The following is a 16,425-nucleotide window of genomic DNA, read 5'->3' on the forward strand; positions in this document are numbered from 1 at the left end:
TAAACATCATAAAAAAGACTTATTAGGATTTGCGGCTAAGTCTTCGGAGAAAATTTCATCTTCCTCAGACGTCTGCTGAGGTATGGCATAGGACTCACTGGCCCACTCACCAAGATCAATTAATTTACAGCGAGCACTGCAAAAAGGTCGATCGGGGTTATCATTAGACCATGCGGATTTTATTTGACAGGTTGGGCAAGCAATAAAACTCGTATTCTCTATCATTTGATCAACCTTAAAATTGTTTCGTGCATGTTTAAAACTTTAGCATTCATCTCATTAATATTTCCAGCATTTTCAAGGACTAAATCTGCTTTATCAAGTCTAGTCTGATTGCTTAACTGTGAATTGATAATACTTAGAGTGGTTTCTTCATTAATATGGTCGCGATTCATGACTCTTTGAATTTGAATCTCTTTGGGCGTATCAATCGCGATAACATGGCGGCACATTTTGTTTTGCTGGGTTTCAAACAGCAAGGGGTGAACCAATAAAACATAGTCTGACTTTGCTGCTTGTAAAGCCTCGCTTAAGGATTCTCTTATGGCAGGATGGGTAACACTTTCTAACCAGGCTTTTTCCTCCGGTTGACTAAACACAATCTGTCGTAAAGCTCGACGGTCAAGAGTGCCATCTTCAAGAAGAATGTCATCACCAAATCGCTGGTGTATTTTTGTGAGTGCTGGTGTGCCGCGCTCGACGACTTGTCGGGCGACATCGTCAGCATCAATGCTTTCAATACCAAGTTGATTAAATAAGGTTGCAATGGTGCTTTTTCCGGAGCCAATGCCGCCGGCTAAACCAATGATAGGAACTGCTGTCATAATATCTTTATGTAAAATAAGAAAATGCCCGAAAACGTTAAAAAGGGTCCAAACGCAATTAAGTTTACTTTTTGTTTCACTCTAATGACAGTGTATAAGATTCCGAGTATACATGCACAAAATAGTATGTCAGGAAGGTGCAAAAAACCGAGCCAAGCTCCTAAAACGGCTGTTAATTTCGCATCGCCAATTCCAATGCCGGTTTGCTTTCGAAATCGAGAATATAATTTTCCAAGGCCATATATTACTAAAAAGCCAATGATGGCCCCCAGCACATGATTAGATAGTTGAACTGAATTAAGTTGTGTTAGAAAAGCGCAAATAATTGCGACTAATAGACATTCGTCTGGTAATAGATAGTGTTCACTGTCGATGAAGGACGCTGTTATTAAGGCACTGATGAGTAGACTGTAAAGGATTAAAGCGTAAAGCTCATAAATCAAAAATGGCAGTGCCGCACATGCCATTAAGTGAGTCAGCTCGATGATGGTATAACGAGCTGAAATCTTCTGCAGACAATAACGGCAGCGCCGGCGAAGCAATACAAAACTCAAAATAGGAATGAGATCCCAAATAGACAGTCTGTGTTGGCAGGAAGGACAACGGGAATGTTTGGGGTAGGGGCTATTTATGGTTTTAGGGGGAATGCCTAATATGAGCTTTGCTTCTTTTTGCCAATTTAAGTGTTGTTGTTTTGGCCAACGATAACAGTATGCACCGGAAAAGCTACCAAGGCTTAAAACAAAGATGAGATATAAAGCATAACGAATACAGTCCATGCTTTTCCTTTAAGGTAAATTTAACAAAGGGGCGTAAATGCTAACAAGTGCGGAAGCGACAAAACTCCCGGCCATTAAAAGGCAAAGAGCAGGGATGAGTTTTTCGAGCAAATCTATCTTTTTTTGCCAATTTTGCTCGTGTTTTTTGGCGGCAATAAATAACGCACGATCTAAATCCCCATCCTGCTCTGCTGAGTAAAGTGCAATGGCGGCTTCATCGGGAAACCAATGACTGGGAAAGCTATTGGTATAATTTCGTCCAAGTTTGAGTTGATAGTAGGCACAGAGAATCTCATCAATCGTGGCAGAGTGATTTAAATAGAGGTGCATTTGTTGAAGCGTTTGCTGCAAAGTTGTTCCTGTGTGTCTTGCTGTTGATAGCAAAGAAAAAATCTTGGTTAGGCGAAACGTGATACTGACTTTTTCAAGCCAAGAACAGGCTTTTCCATTGTGTAAGGAAAGCAAGGCATAGAGCTGAACAAAGCTGGTTAAGGCATAAACTGACACCATCGGAAGCATTTCGATAACAGGGTTTTGGTCTGATGTAAGCTGCCAGAATTGATTGGCTAATGAAATGATTAGAGCGATTTGAATGATGCAAAAAGGATATAGGATGGCTTTAAAAATACGTGTAGACCAGTCCAGTAAAGAGGTCAGCTGCAAAATGGATGTCGTTAAGCTCTGTTGACAGTCTTCTCGGGAGCCTTTTGCATTAATAAGCCGACAATATGGCGAGGCAATGTTTAGGCATAAACGGCTGAGACTCAAGTTGAAGTTTTTTCCGTTGTTTAGTTCACTTAATAACGCTTTATTTATCTCTGTAAGAGAATCTGTTCGTGATGCTAAGGCTAGATGTTCTATTGCCTCTGTGAGTTGCAGACCGGATTGCAGTGCGCTATCAATTTCTTTATAGAAGGTTAATAAAGAGACATAGTTGAGATAGGTTGGTTGCCATTCCTTGATACTCAATGGCCATTTACCTTGGGCCATTAGCGCCAAAACGAGCTCGGTTTCAGAGTTGTCTTGGTGAATCTCTTCTCGTTTATCATAAAATATCACTTTGAACCAAGTCATATGAAAGCCTATGTGTGATTCATGGCATGCCAGAGATGGTTTGAGTGGATTAGAGTGTCGTAAGTGTCTGGCATGCGATCGCTCCAGAGGGGCTTTAATGCACTAAAAACGGCATGTTGCCCTTGATCTTGATATTGCATGGATTGATGAATAATGAGCTTTAAGGAGCTGGCCAGAGAGAAAAAATCAACTTGCCAAGCATGACACCGATGAATAGCATCAAAAGCCGAGTTAGTATGCAATGTGGCTAAAACAAGGTGTCCGGTTAGTGCTGCATTAACGGCTAAATTTGCGGTAATGGCATCTCGAATTTCCCCTAGCATTATGATGTCAGGATCTTGTCGTAAAAATGACTTTAGTAAGGCTGCTGAGTTAAGACCGATGGCTGGGTTAGGTTCGCATTGAAATAACCCAGGTAATTCATATTCGACAGGGTCCTCAATCGTAAAAATACTTTTTTGTCCCGTATTTAAGGCTTCTAGGCAGGCGTAGAGAGTGGTGCTCTTTCCTGCACCAGTTGCACCACAGACTAAGATTAAGCCACTGGCTGAATGTATGGCGGTTTTCAGTTGGCTGAAGATGGTCTTAGGCAAGCCTATTTGGTGTAAGCTCAATTGCTGCTTTTCGGGTAATAGGCGGAGAGCGACTTTCTCACCTTTTACTGTGGCAATGATGCTGACTCGAATAAAGGTCGTTTTGTCTTTTTCGCAAAAGGTAAATTGACCTTCCTGAGTTCGCCGAGATTCTGAGAGATCCAAATTGGCCTTCATTTTGATTCGGTTCAGTAAACCTTCGCTAGAAGCCAGTTCAGTTATTTTACTAAGTAAGCCAAATTGTCTTTGATAAATCTGAAGAGCATGATTGGTTTGCTGAATGTGTATGTCGGTCGCACCTGCTTGAATCGCGGTGGTTAATATTTCTTCTAGCGTCATTTTTCTTCTCCGATACTAGAGGCGCATTGCTGAGGCAGAATTTGCTCATTTATATCGGAGAGGCATGACCAGTTGCGGTTGCTATCACGTTGATAGGTGATTACTTGGCCCTCATTGATTTCGGTGCTGTCATTCAGGGTTAATACTAGATCCCCACTGACTTTGTTTTGGTTCTTTACACTAAGGTTTTTAACGATCGAGTCGTCAGCTAAAGTGCGTTTGTAGAGGGTAAATTCCTCGCTACTTGGGAAATGGCCATTTAATAAGATGAATTCTTCTACAATCGCTTGATGTTGGGTGCCTATGTTTTGGGCATCAATGAGTTTGGCTTTGGCTATTTGGCGTGTAAAGGTGGGCGCAGAAAGGCTGGCTAAAATAGAGATAATGGCAATCACAACCATTAGCTCAAGCAAGGTAAAGCCTTGCTGGGCATCGCGGTAAATAAACATTCTTCACTCCTTGAAGAGATCGTTAGGCATCCTGCCTTTGTGTTAAAAAGTCTTGCTCACCATTAGACGGTTTGATCTAACATCTCGCCAGTCGGTGTTTTTTCTGAGTAATATTCAGATTTATTGATTTTGCCAGGTACGAGTAAAGAAGCGTCTTCTTCAATAAACTCATCTTCAATGATGCTGTCTTGTGCCTCTGATGATTTTGCTTTTTTCTTTTTGGCTTCTTCAGATTGTTTCTGCGTACGACCTTGTAGTGCTTGACCTTGTTCGGAAATGGTGACGACTAGGTCACTGGAAGCTTTGGCATTGCGGGCATTCAAAGCCGCCATATTAGTGTCTTCATCGGAGCGGACGTCGTAAGTCGTATAACCTGGTTGGGCTACATTGGATTGTGTATGGTTGGACACGGCAATGGAATGGGGGAGGCTACCGGACATAATACTCACCACTTACAATTGTAATCTATTGTTAATGGTTAAATATTAATCGGCAAAGTGGTGATTGTCCAATCCGGTTTGCATTATATGACTCCGGATTGGACGATGAGGGTTAAATTAAGATTTGATGTTACCTGCTTGGATGGCGGTGATGGCAATCGTGTAGACAATATCATCAACCAGTGCGCCACGAGACAAATCGTTAACCGGTTTGCGAATACCTTGTAACATAGGGCCTATGCTGACCACGTCAGCACTTCGTTGTACAGCTTTATAAGTCGTGTTACCCGTATTCAGATCAGGGAAAACAAATACGGTGGCTTTGCCGGCCACTTTGCTGTTTGGTGCTTTCTGTTTAGCGACTTTCTCCATGATTGCAGCATCGTATTGCAATGGGCCATCAATTAATAGGTCAGGGCGCAGCTCTTGAGCAATTTTGGTTGCTTCTCGTACCTTATCAACGTCGTTACCAGTGCCAGAGCCTCCTGTGCTGTAGCTAATCATGGCCACTTTAGGGGTAATGCCAAATGCACTCGCAGAGTCCGCACTTTGAATGGCGATTTCGGCAAGTTGTTCGGCGTTAGGGTCTGGGTTAATGGCGCAATCGCCATATACCAAGACTTGATCTGGCAGGCACATGAAGAAAACAGAAGACACCAAACTGGCATCCGGAGAGGTTTTGATTAATTGCAAAGCAGGGCGAATCGTATTGGCCGTGGTGTGAACCGCGCCAGATACTAGGCCGTCCACATCACCGGTTTGCAGCATCATAGTGCCTAACACTACGTTATCTTCGAGCTGCTCTCGTGCCACTATCTCCGTTAGACCACGACTTTTGCGAAGTTCAACCATAGGAGCAACATAACGCTCAAGAATGCTGGCTGGATCTAAAATTTCGACACCATGACTTAATTCAATGCCATTATTTTGAGCTGTTCGAAGAATTTCTTTCTCATTCCCAAGCAGGGTACAACGCGCAATGCCTCGTTCTGCACAAATAGAGGCGGCTTGAATGGTGCGAATTTCTTCACCTTCTGGAAGCACGATGCGTTTGTTTAGGGAGCGAGCCAATTCAATTAAACGGAAACGGAAGGCTGGTGGAGAAAGCTTTCTTTCTTCTTGATTGAGGGCAAAAGAATTAATCCACTCATGGTCAATACAACGTGCTATGTGTTCTTTTACCATAGAAACGCGCTCTTTATCATCAAGCGGGATTTCTTGGTTGAATGACTGCATGTTGATAACGGTTTCCCAGCTATTGGAGTTAACCGATAATACTGGCAAACCTTTGGCCATAGCTTTGCCACAAAGTGACATAAGAGCTTCACTGGGCTGGTAGCCACCTGTCACTACTAATGCGGCGATTTTAATGTCATTTAGGGCGGCAATGGCCGTGGCCATAATAACGTCCGTACGATCTCCAGGTGTAAAGACCAGCACACCAGGTTTTAAAGCCTCTAGTACATTCTCAACGCCACGAGCGCAGAGTGTGTAAGATTGCACTCGTCGAGTTTCCATTTCTCCTGCATTGACAATGTTTGCGCCTAAAAAGTCAGCAACGTCTTTTACCCTCGGAAACGTCAGTTCATCGGCCGATGGAATTTGACCAAGTAAACTGAAGTTACGTTTGAAGATACCGCGTTGTGCAAACAGATCACCGTAGGATTTTACCCCTAGTGACCCAGGGGTAGTTTTGTTCAAAATACAGCCAATAACGTCATCGGCTTTAATGCCGCCGTAGGAGCCAGCAGCGATTTCGACATGATGCTCCAGTTCGTTAACACGCATGTTATTTGGGGCGGTTACCAGAACTAGGCCAGCGTCTAAGGTACGAGCAATGGCTTTATTTAAGCGAGTGGCGTATGGGTGGCCGGCAATTTGTGCTAAACCTTCCACAATCACAGTCGAGTCAGGCTCAACACTGGCTTGAAAGCGACCAACGATTTCTTCCATCAATTCATCGATGTTGTCGTTATAAAGAAAGCGTTCGGCTTCATGCAGTGGAATTGGCTCAGCTGGAGTTAAGGAAGAGCCTTGAGCCACCATGGCAGTGGATTTATCTGGGCCTTTATCACCTGGTTGAGGTTGGGCTACCGGCTTAAAGAAACTCGCCTTTAGTCCTTGCTGCTCAAGGGCACGAACTAGACCAACTGAAACGGATGTTAAGCCAACACCTGGTCCTGTTGGGACTGTCATAAGTACGTTAATTGTCATATGTTAAAATCCTATGTTAGTCCATTAATAGTGGGCTGAAACTGTTATAAACCTTGTATCAAGCTGATGGTATCCAATGCAATCATAAGCTCTTCATTTGTTGGGATGATCCACACTTGAGTGTGGCTGTCCTTGGCGCCTATGTTTGATACTGCTCCGCGAGGGGCATTGTTATTTAGGCTGTCATCCAGTTTGATGTTGAAGGCACGGAGTTGTTGGCATATGGCTTGACGAAGATAGTTGGAATTTTCGCCGATACCGCCCGTGAAGACCAAGTGATCAATACTTTCTAAAGTTGTGGCTGTGCTCACAAGGTATTTCGCAGTGCGAACTGCAAACATATCAAGCGCCAATTTGGCTCTTTCGTCGCCTGAAATCATGGCATCTTCAAGCGTTCGACAATCATTTGATAACTCAGATACGCCAAGTAAGCCGCTTTTCTTATTAAGCACATCAAGTGCTTCTTCAGCTGAAAGATGTTTGGCTTTCATAATGAAGGTTAACAAGCTTGGATCCAGGCTACCTGAGCGGGTTCCCATCATCAGACCTTCGAGAGGTGTAATGCCCATGCTGGTATCTGATGATTTGCCCTTATTAATGGCACATGTACTGGCTCCATTTCCTAAATGAGCAACGAGCACGCCTTGTTGGTCACTGTTTGGGGAAAGTTGAGCAAGTTGTTGGTTGATGTAACGGTAACTTGTGCCATGAAATCCATACTTGCGAAAGTGATGTTCGCGGTAAAAATCCATTGGGATCGGGTACAAAAACTGTTCTTTTGACAGGCTTTGGTGAAACGAAGTATCAAATACGGCCGCTTGTGGTAGGCCTGGGAATAATGCTAAAGAGACATCGATGCCTTTTAAATGCGCGGGGCTATGAAGTGGCGCTAAGCTGGCACATTCTTGAATGCCATTAATGACTTCCTGATTGATTAACACGGATTGATTGAAGGTTTCACCACCATGAACGATGCGGTGTCCAATTCCCACCAAGGTATTGTTGATGTCTGGGTGAAGGTCAAGCCAGGCTTTAATCTCTTTTACTGCAAACTCATGGTTGCCCACAGTAAGATTTTTTTGATGCTTTTCGCCTTGATGTTTGAATGTGATGCTGCTTGTGTCTGAACCAAGCTGGTCGGCAATGCCTTCCATTAGGGTATCTTGTCCAGAGTTGGCTAATATGGCGAATTTCAATGATGAACTGCCGCAATTAATTACTAGAATACTGTCTTTCATTATGACTCCTGAGATACTCGTAAAGATAGATCGATGGCGGTGATGTGTTTTGTTAATGCGCCAATGGAAACGAAATCAACACCGGTTTTAGCCACTTCCGGTAAGCGTGGTTTGTCCATGTTGCCTGATGCTTCAAATTTCACTAAGCCATGGTATTGTTGAACGGCTTTGCGCATGTCGTCATAGGAGAAGTTGTCTAACATTATGATGTCAGCACCTGCTTTGACTGCCTCAGCGACTTCTTCTAAGTTTTCAGTCTCCACTTCAATGGTTTTCCCCGGTGCAATTTGTTTTGCCATAGTGACTGCATTAAGGATGGATCCTGCGGCCATAATGTGGTTTTCCTTGATAAGGAAGGCGTCAAATAGGCCAATGCGGTGGTTTTGACCGCCACCTGTGGTAACCGCGTATTTTTGTGCTAAACGCATACTAGGGATGGTTTTGCGTGTGTCCAATATGGTTAATGCTGTTCCTTCCACTAACTGGCAATACTGGCGGGTAATGGTGGCGGTATAAGAAAGACTTTGGATGAAATTAAGGGCCGTTCTTTCACCAGTCAAAATGGTTCGGGCGTGACCTTTAAGAGTAAGGAAGACTTGGTTTTCAGAAACTAGGTCGCCGTCTTGACGGTGCCAGGTTAAGGTTACATCATGTCCAAGCTGAGTAAATACTTCGTTGGCCCAAGCTTGACCACAAAGCACAGCCTCTTCTCGACTGATGACGTTGGCGGTAATATATTGGTCATCTGGAATCAGTTGCGCCGTAATATCGCCACTACCAATGTCTTCTTTGAGTGCAAAAGCAACCTGAGTTTGAATATGCTCAATTAATTGAGCGTCCAAAGGGGTCATGTACTGTCCTATCAATGCGCATTTTCGAATTCACTATTGTAGCTTTATATTAACAAACCGTCAGTGCTGAATTGACCATAATGATTGATTTATATGACATTCAGCTTAATTTGTATCTGAATGAGCAAAACATACTCAAAGAATGGGGGGGAAGATTAAAAATACCGCCTCAGCTGCAGTCTGGTTATGTAATTTTATAACAAGCTTTCAGTCAATATTGATTAAGTTGTGAACAGTTATGTCGGTATTTTTTATCTTTATAGTCTGCATTTTTTATGTGAATTGTTGGTTTTGTCGTTAGACTGAGGCTGAATTGGTCGGACTTTGAGTGGATTTATGTCAGCAAAACGTCATGTTTTAAAGCTACAAAAGTGGTCTTGATCTATGCTTGTTGAGTAGTTTGTCTATGCGATTTCTTGTTTAGGTGTTAATCTTACGCCCGAATTAGAAGAGCATAAGACAAAAAACAGCCTAATTTAGATTGATTAGGCTAAAGTGAAGTAACACTTTATTTGCGCTTTCTACTTTCATTATATAGTAATGAAATTTTGTATTTTCATACCTAGCTAGTTAATGCTGCTGGAGATGAAAAGTAAATGAAGGGTCTGTTGAACCAGACTCAAATTGGAAGCGAGCCGACCAGCGTATTTCAGCTGGTGGTTGATTCAATGGTAAACAATTAAAACAAAAAATCATGACCATTGGTGCTGATAAAACGACACGCTAGCTCAACTGAGTAGGGTGTCGTTTTATCTAGGTCGACTGAAACAATCAGTGCAACACACTGTTTGTTTCTGGCTCGTTTAAGTAGCTTTTAAATGGTTAGTAAGACTGATTATTTAAAGGTTAAGTATCTGTTCTAATAGCGGGAGTTATTAACACGATGACTGAGCAGCATATTCTCGAAGACATCGATCCAATTGAAACCAAAGAGTGGGTCGATGCGCTTGAGTCTGTCCTTCGCGAAGAAGGTCCTGATCGCGCGCAATACATTTTAAACCGTCTGACTGGTGAAGCCTCTAAAGCAGGCACCTCACTACCAGCCTCCATTACGACGTCTTATCGCAATACTATTGCGCCAGAAGATGAAGCACCACTTCCAGGTGACATCTTTATGGAGCGTCGTATTCGTTCAATCATTCGCTGGAATGCATTGGCAATGGTGATGAAGGCAAACCGAGCGGATTCTACGCTGGGTGGTCACATTACCAGTTTTTCATCCGCAGCTACCTTGTACGATATCGGCTTTAACCACTTTTTCCGTGGCAATGACGGTAAGCAAGAAGCGGACATGGTGTTTTTCCAAGGCCATATTTCTCCAGGGATTTATGCTCGTTCATACATCGAAGGTCGTTTGACTGATGAGCAGTTAGATAACTTCCGTCGTGAAGTGGATGGCAAAGGTATCTCTTCTTACCCTCACCCATGGTTGATGCCAGATTACTGGCAGTTCCCAACCGTTTCTATGGGTCTAGGGCCTTTACAAGCCATTTATCAAGCACATGTGATGAAATATCAGCACAGTCGTGGTTTGATTGATCAAGGTGATCGTAAAGTCTGGGCGTTCCTAGGTGACGGTGAGTGTGATGAGCCAGAATCTTTGGGTGCCATTGCACTTGCAGGTCGCGAGAAACTGGATAACCTGATCTTCGTGATTAACTGTAACTTGCAGCGTCTAGATGGGCCTGTTCGTGGTAACAGTAAAATTGTTCAGGAGCTAGAAGGTGTCTTCCGTGGCGCTGGTTGGAATGTTGTCAAGTGTCTATGGGGTCGTCATTGGGATCCTTTATTCGAAAAAGATACCAAAGGTTTGCTTGTCAAGCGTATGAATGAAGTGTGCGATGGCGAACTTCAGAACTACAAAGCGAATGGTGGTGCTTATACTCGTGAGCATTTCTTCGGTAAATATCCTGAGTTGCTAGAAATGGTTAAAGACATGACTGACGATGAGATTATGAATCTTAATCGCGGTGGTCACGACCCATACAAAGTTTACGCAGCTTATAAAGAAGCGACGTCTCATAAAGGTCAACCGACTGTTGTCTTGGCGCAAACCGTCAAGGGTTACGGCATGTTTAAGGCGGCTGAAGCGCAAAATACCGCGCACCAAACGAAAAAACTGGATGAAGAGTCTCTGGCTCAGTTCCGTGACAAGTTTGGTATCCCAATCAGTGATGAGGAGTTGAAAGACTTACCTTATTACAAGCCAGCTGAAGACAGCCCGGAAATGCAATACTTGCGCTCACGTCGTAAAGAGTTGCATGGCGATTTCCCAACACGTCGTCGTGATTGTGAAGCGCTTGAAGTGCCATCTTTAGAAGCGTTTAAAGCGCAAATCGCTGGTACAAAAGGTCGTGAAATTTCGACGACTATGGCGTTCGTGCGTGCCTTAAATGTGATGGTTAAAGACAAGCAAATTGGTTCGCGTGTTGTGCCGATTCTTGCTGATGAAGCACGTACATTCGGTATGGAAGGCATGTTCCGTCAGTTGGGTATTTACTCTTCTGAAGGTCAGCGTTACACGCCGCATGATCATACTCAGATTATGTACTACAAAGAATCTCAAGATGGTCAGATTCTACAAGAAGGCATCAATGAAGCCGGTGCGTTCTCTTCTTGGTTAGCGTTAGCAACGTCCTACAGTAACAGCAATTTGCCGATGATTCCTGTGTACATCTACTACTCTATGTTTGGTTTCCAACGTGTTGGCGACTTGGCGTGGGCGGCAGGTGATTCTCAGGCACGTGGTTTCTTGATTGGTGCGACTGCCGGTCGTACAACGCTAAATGGTGAAGGTCTACAGCACGAAGACGGTCATTCACACATCTTGGCAGGTACCATTCCAAACTGTGTGTCCTATGACCCGACTTACTCTTACGAAGTAGCCGTTATTGTTCAAGATGGCTTGCGTCGCATGTACAAAGAGAAAGAGAGCGTGTTCTATTACCTAACCGTAATGAACGAAAACTACGCACATGAAGATATGCCAGAAGGTGTTGAAGACGGCATCCTGAAAGGTATGTATAAGCTTAAATCACACGCTAAGAAAACCAATAAGAAGCAGGTTCAATTGCTTGGTTCTGGCGTTATTCTTCGTGAAGTGGAAGCGGCGGCGGAAATTCTATTCAACGACTTTGGTGTGAACTCGGATATTTGGAGTGTGACCTCTTTCAATGAATTGCGTCGTGAAGGTTTGGACGCAAGTCGTTGGAATATGCTTCACCCTGAAGCGGAGCAGCGTCAGTCTTATGTTGAGACTTGCTTAGACGGTAACGGCCCTGTGATTGCATCAACTGACCATGTTAAGTTGTTTGCTGACCAGATTCGTCCATTTGTGAAGGGTACTTACAATGTACTTGGTACTGATGGTTTTGGTCGAAGTGATACGCGCGCTCAATTGCGTCATTTCTTTGAGATCAACCGTTACTGGGTTGTTGTTTCTGCCTTAAATGCACTGGCGAAAGACGGTGTGGTTGATGCATCCGTAGTTAGTGAGGCGATTGCCAAGTTTGGTTTAGATCCTGAGAAACCAAATCCAGTTATTTGCTAATTACTTGACAAGCTAGGTATCTGGTTTTGATTTATCAAAACCAGATAAGATTTTAAGTTTGATGCGTCTAAACGACAAAGGAGATTTCTGTGAGTACTGAAATCATTCGAGTACCGGATATTGGCGGTGCGACTGATGTCGAAGTTATCGAGGTCAGTGTTAAGGTTGGTGACAATATTGAAGTCGACCAATCAATTATTGTTTTAGAAACGGATAAGGCTTCAATGGATGTGCCTTCATCGCATGCAGGTAAAATAACGAAAATTTCCGTTACTGAAGGCGATAAAGTGTCAGAAGGTGATGAAGTTCTAGTGATTGAGCTTGAAGCTTCCGCTGTTAATCAAGCAGCATCCGCAGAAGTGGAGAAAGCGGCTGAGCCTGTTGCTGTGCCAGCTTCCAGTGAGCAGCACGTTGTAGTACCTGATATTGGTGGTGCTACAGATGTTGAAGTAATAGAGCTTTGCATTGCTGAGGGTGATCTGGTTGAAGAGGGTGATTCACTGATTGTTCTCGAAACAGACAAAGCTTCTATGGATATTCCTTCACCATTCACTGGTAAAGTAGGCTCTATCTCAATCAAGGTAGGCGATACAGTGTCAGAAGGTCATGCCATCCTAACCATGATGACCGAGTCTGTTGGTGCTTCTAATGTTGTGGCTGAGCCTGCTCAGCAAGCTTCTGAAGCAGCGCCTGCTGTCGCTTCAGGTGGTGTTGAGTCTGTTAAGGTGCCAGATATTGGTGGTGCTGAAGGCGTTGATGTTATCGAAGTGGCTGTTGCGGTTGGCGATGAGGTTAAAGAGGGTGATTCCATTATTGTGCTTGAAACTGACAAGGCATCAATGGACATTCCTGCACCGAAATCCGGCAAAGTGAAGTCTATCTCTTTAAAAGAAGGTGACCAGGTTTCTGAAGGTGATTTGATTCTAGAACTTGAAGTGGAAGGTGCTGTTGCAGCGCCGCAGACTGCTAGTTCTGCGCCTGAGAAGAAAGCCGAAGCGCCAGTAGCAAATCAACCAAAAACAGCGGCACCGGTTGTAGATCAATCTGCTGTATTGACTGAGCCATCCAAAAAAGTTCACGCAGGTCCTGCTGTGCGCATGTTGGCTCGTGAATTGGGTGTTGATTTGTCTCTTGTTCGAGCGACTGGTCCTCGTGGTCGTATTTTGAAAGAAGATCTGCATGCTTATGTTAAAGCGGCTGTACAGAAGGCTGCAACAGCACCTGCTGTAGGCGCAGCTTCTGGTGCAGGTTTGCCAACGGTTCCGGATCAAGACTTCAGCAAGTTCGGCGAAATCGAAATTGTTAAGATGAGCAAGATTCAGCGATTGACGGCTGAGAACATGGTTCGCAACTCTTTGGTTGTGCCACAAGTGACTCAGTTTGATAAAGCTGATATCTCGAATTTGGAATCGTTCCGTAAAGGCTTGAAGCCAGAAATGGAAAAACAAGGTGTGAAATTGACACCTCTACCATTCCTGATCAAAGCTGTTGCGCAAGCTATGGTTGCTAACCCAGCATTCAATGTGTCTTTGATGGCTGACGGTGAAAGCTACGTGCAGAAGCACTATGTTAACATCGGTATTGCCGTGGATTCGCCAGTTGGACTTGTGGTTCCTGTATTGCGTGATGCTGACAAGAAATCAGTCGTGCAGATTGCTAAAGAAGCGGGTGAGTTGATCAAGAAAGCACTTGATAAGCAACTTAAGCCTGCTGATATGCAGGGTGGCTGTTTTACTATCTCTAGCCTTGGTGCGATTGGTGGTACTGGCTTCACGCCAATTGTTAACTGTCCAGAAGTGGGTATTCTAGGGGTGTCTAAAGCTGACATCGAGCCGCGCTGGAATGGTAAAGACTTCGAGCCTCGCACTATGTTGCCTTTGTGTTTGTCTTATGACCACAGAGCAATCAATGGTGGCGATGCGGGTCGCTTCTTAACTTACTTGAACTCATTGTTGAGCGATGTTCGTCGCCTAACGCTGTAACTTTTAAGTTCGTTATGCACATTAAAAGCCACTCAAGTTGAGTGGCTTTTTTTTGTGTCATAGAAATGTGTGTGACGCATCATGCTTTTTTCGGTTTTTCTGCGATTTTTTGGTGTCTCGTTGTCATTAAATGCTTTTTGCTGGTTAGTCAGGCGGCGAAATCATTCAATGTTCATTTTATGTTTCCTTAATTCCTTGTAAGCGCAAGTGCCTTCCCAGATTTGTGTGTTAATGCTTTAGATAACAAGGCGATATGTTTGTCTGAGGAGAGGGTACAAAAAAGCCTACCGAGTATGGGTAGGCTTTTTGGTATTTGTTTAAGGGGAGAAGCTAAGCAGAAGCTAAGCTATTTGTGGCATGTTCAAGGGCCTGTAAGCGTGATTCGCAGAACGCATTATCTGGGAGTCTGCTGATGACGCCAAGTTTCTCAAGTCGCTCAGTTGTCTGTCCGTTAGGGCTGTAAATATACACGGCACAGTCAGCATCAATGGCATCTTTGATGGCGTTTTCGAGTGCTAAGCCTATGGTTAAGTCCATCATGGGTACCGCGCTTAAATCCAATACAACGGCTTTGTAGTTATGGATGCGGTTATGGTGCTTGGCAATGGCTTTACTGGCACCAAAAATCATGGGGCCTGAAAGATAAAATAGCAATACCTTGCCATTCGCACTGTCGAGTAAGTTCTTCTCATTTTCAGTGAGCGGGATGTCGTCGTCGGCATCGCTAATGGCTTTCACATTGCCTGATTGTAGGCGACTGAGTTTCTCGATGGTGATGATGTTGGCGATAAATACTCCTATGCCAACGGCCACCATGAGGTCGACAAAGACGGTCAATGCCATTACACCATACATAATAATAGTGGGGGATAAGGCGACTTTGTGGGCGCGCTTCAGGAAGCTCCAGTCAAGAATGTTAATACCCACATAGAGTGCAATTCCAGCCAGCACAGCCATAGGGATTGGGCTAATTAATTGTGAGGCTCCGAGTACAACCAGCAGGAGAATAAGGGCGCGGGTGATGCCGGCCAATGGGGATTTTGCTCCTGTTTGAATGTTGACGACCGTGCCCATGGTCGCGCCTGCGCCAGGTAGGCCTCCAAGTAGGCCGGACGCTAGGTTCGCAACGCCTTGACCAATTAGCTCACGATTAGAGTCATGTTCTTTGCGCGTTAAGCTGTCAGCTATAACCGCGGTTAATAGTGTGTCAATACAGCCAAGCGTGCCTAAAACCAAACCATTAATGACCATTTCCATTATTACTGAGAATTCAAATGTTGGCCAATGAATGGAGGGTAGTCCAGATGGGATGATGCCTATTCTACGAACATCGGAATCATCAAATAGGATAATGGAAATAAGGGTGATGGCGACCAGGGCAATCAGTTGAGGGGGGGCGTAGCGACGCCATTTTTTAGGTACGTAAAATAACACGCCAAGGGTCATTAGTCCCAAAAATAACTCAGAGAACTTCAGGTTCATGAGTAAGCTGGGGAGTGCGGTTAATGTGCCAACAACGCCTCCAGCCGGCGATGGATGTCCTAAGAAAGGCGCTAGCTGCAAAATGACCAGTATCACGCCAATGCCAGACATGAATCCAGAAATGACGCTATATGGCATTAGGGTAATGTATTTGCCGAGTTTTAAATATCCCAGTGTGATTTGAAAGGCCCCAGCAATCATCACTACAGTAAATGCCATGGCTAAGCCGCTTTCAGGGCTGCTGGCCATCATGCTGGTTAGTACGGCTGTCATAATGACCGTCATGGGGCCTGTGGGTTCTGATATAAGGCTGGTAGAGCCACCAAATAGTGCGGCAAATAATCCAACCAGAATGGCGCCCCAAAGGCCTGCTTCAGCGCCAGCGCCTGATGCAACGCCAAATGCGAGCGCCAAGGGGAGTGACACAACTGCGGTAGTTGCTCCGCCAAATAAGTCGCCTACTAATGTCCAATCTTTGAACCTAGAAAAATCAATAATCATTGAATTTACCTATCCGTTTTTAATCAAAATCAGTCCATTGAAAAAGTCTACATTTGTCTGTAAAAGAGCCCGCAAAAGCGGGCTCTAAGTGAAGGCAGTTAGAATCAAT

At 44.2% G+C, this 16,425-nt stretch carries 13 protein-coding genes; 2 read left to right on the top strand and 11 right to left on the bottom strand.

Annotation, left to right across the window (positions count from 1 at the left end):
• Nucleotides 1–6 precede the first annotated feature (6 nt).
• From MAR181_RS08435 to nadC, 10 genes are all read right to left on the bottom strand, one after another.
• The gene (locus MAR181_RS08435; protein ID WP_013796173.1) at nucleotides 7–225 is read right to left on the bottom strand and encodes a DNA gyrase inhibitor YacG; all 219 of its coding nucleotides are present in this window, start codon (nucleotides 223–225) and stop codon (nucleotides 7–9) included.
• The gene (gene coaE / locus MAR181_RS08440; protein ID WP_013796174.1) at nucleotides 222–824 is read right to left on the bottom strand and encodes a dephospho-CoA kinase; all 603 of its coding nucleotides are present in this window, start codon (nucleotides 822–824) and stop codon (nucleotides 222–224) included. The genes MAR181_RS08435 and coaE overlap by 4 nt, the downstream gene beginning before the upstream one ends.
• Complete coding sequence (locus MAR181_RS08445; RefSeq protein WP_013796175.1) at nucleotides 821–1,603, bottom strand: prepilin peptidase; 783 nt, start codon at nucleotides 1,601–1,603, stop codon at nucleotides 821–823. The genes coaE and MAR181_RS08445 overlap by 4 nt, the downstream gene beginning before the upstream one ends.
• Nucleotides 1,604–1,612: 9 nt before the next feature.
• A complete protein-coding gene (locus MAR181_RS08450; RefSeq protein WP_013796176.1) occupies nucleotides 1,613–2,677 on the bottom strand; it encodes a type II secretion system F family protein in 1,065 nt (354 codons plus the stop codon).
• Nucleotides 2,678–2,685: 8 nt separating this feature from the next.
• The gene (locus tag MAR181_RS08455; protein WP_013796177.1) at nucleotides 2,686–3,609 is read right to left on the bottom strand and encodes a GspE/PulE family protein; all 924 of its coding nucleotides are present in this window, start codon (nucleotides 3,607–3,609) and stop codon (nucleotides 2,686–2,688) included.
• Nucleotides 3,606–4,058, bottom strand: coding sequence for a pilin (locus tag MAR181_RS08460; protein ID WP_013796178.1), 453 nt, complete (start codon nucleotides 4,056–4,058; stop codon nucleotides 3,606–3,608). Before MAR181_RS08460 ends, MAR181_RS08455 begins: the two co-directional genes overlap by 4 nt.
• Nucleotides 4,059–4,120: 62 nt before the next feature.
• On the bottom strand, nucleotides 4,121–4,498 hold the full coding sequence (locus MAR181_RS08465) for a hypothetical protein (protein ID WP_013796179.1): 378 nt from the start codon (nucleotides 4,496–4,498) through the stop codon (nucleotides 4,121–4,123).
• A gap of 117 nt (nucleotides 4,499–4,615) precedes the next feature.
• Nucleotides 4,616–6,712, bottom strand: coding sequence for a phosphate acetyltransferase (gene pta / locus MAR181_RS08470; protein ID WP_013796180.1), 2,097 nt, complete (start codon nucleotides 6,710–6,712; stop codon nucleotides 4,616–4,618).
• 44 nt (nucleotides 6,713–6,756) lie between these two features.
• Complete coding sequence (locus tag MAR181_RS08475) at nucleotides 6,757–7,950, bottom strand: acetate/propionate family kinase (RefSeq protein ID WP_013796181.1); 1,194 nt, start codon at nucleotides 7,948–7,950, stop codon at nucleotides 6,757–6,759.
• Nucleotides 7,950–8,801 (bottom strand): carboxylating nicotinate-nucleotide diphosphorylase, encoded by an 852-nt coding sequence (nadC, locus tag MAR181_RS08480; RefSeq protein ID WP_013796182.1) that lies wholly within the window; start codon nucleotides 8,799–8,801, stop codon nucleotides 7,950–7,952. Before nadC ends, MAR181_RS08475 begins: the two co-directional genes overlap by 1 nt.
• A gap of 883 nt (nucleotides 8,802–9,684) precedes the next feature.
• Here nadC and aceE point away from each other — a divergent pair.
• Both aceE and aceF read left to right on the top strand, forming a co-directional pair.
• The gene (gene aceE, locus MAR181_RS08485) at nucleotides 9,685–12,351 is read left to right on the top strand and encodes a pyruvate dehydrogenase (acetyl-transferring), homodimeric type (RefSeq protein ID WP_013796183.1); all 2,667 of its coding nucleotides are present in this window, start codon (nucleotides 9,685–9,687) and stop codon (nucleotides 12,349–12,351) included.
• A gap of 89 nt (nucleotides 12,352–12,440) precedes the next feature.
• Nucleotides 12,441–14,333: a pyruvate dehydrogenase complex dihydrolipoyllysine-residue acetyltransferase gene (aceF, locus tag MAR181_RS08490; RefSeq protein WP_013796184.1), complete on the top strand. Its 1,893-nt coding sequence runs from the start codon at nucleotides 12,441–12,443 to the stop codon at nucleotides 14,331–14,333.
• A gap of 330 nt (nucleotides 14,334–14,663) precedes the next feature.
• Here the strand turns inward: aceF and MAR181_RS08495 are convergent, their stop codons facing one another.
• A complete protein-coding gene (locus MAR181_RS08495; RefSeq protein ID WP_013796185.1) occupies nucleotides 14,664–16,316 on the bottom strand; it encodes a SulP family inorganic anion transporter in 1,653 nt (550 codons plus the stop codon).
• Nucleotides 16,317–16,425 lie beyond the last annotated feature (109 nt).

This window comes from Marinomonas posidonica IVIA-Po-181 (genome assembly GCF_000214215.1).
Lineage (GTDB): Bacteria > Pseudomonadota > Gammaproteobacteria > Pseudomonadales > Marinomonadaceae > Marinomonas > Marinomonas posidonica.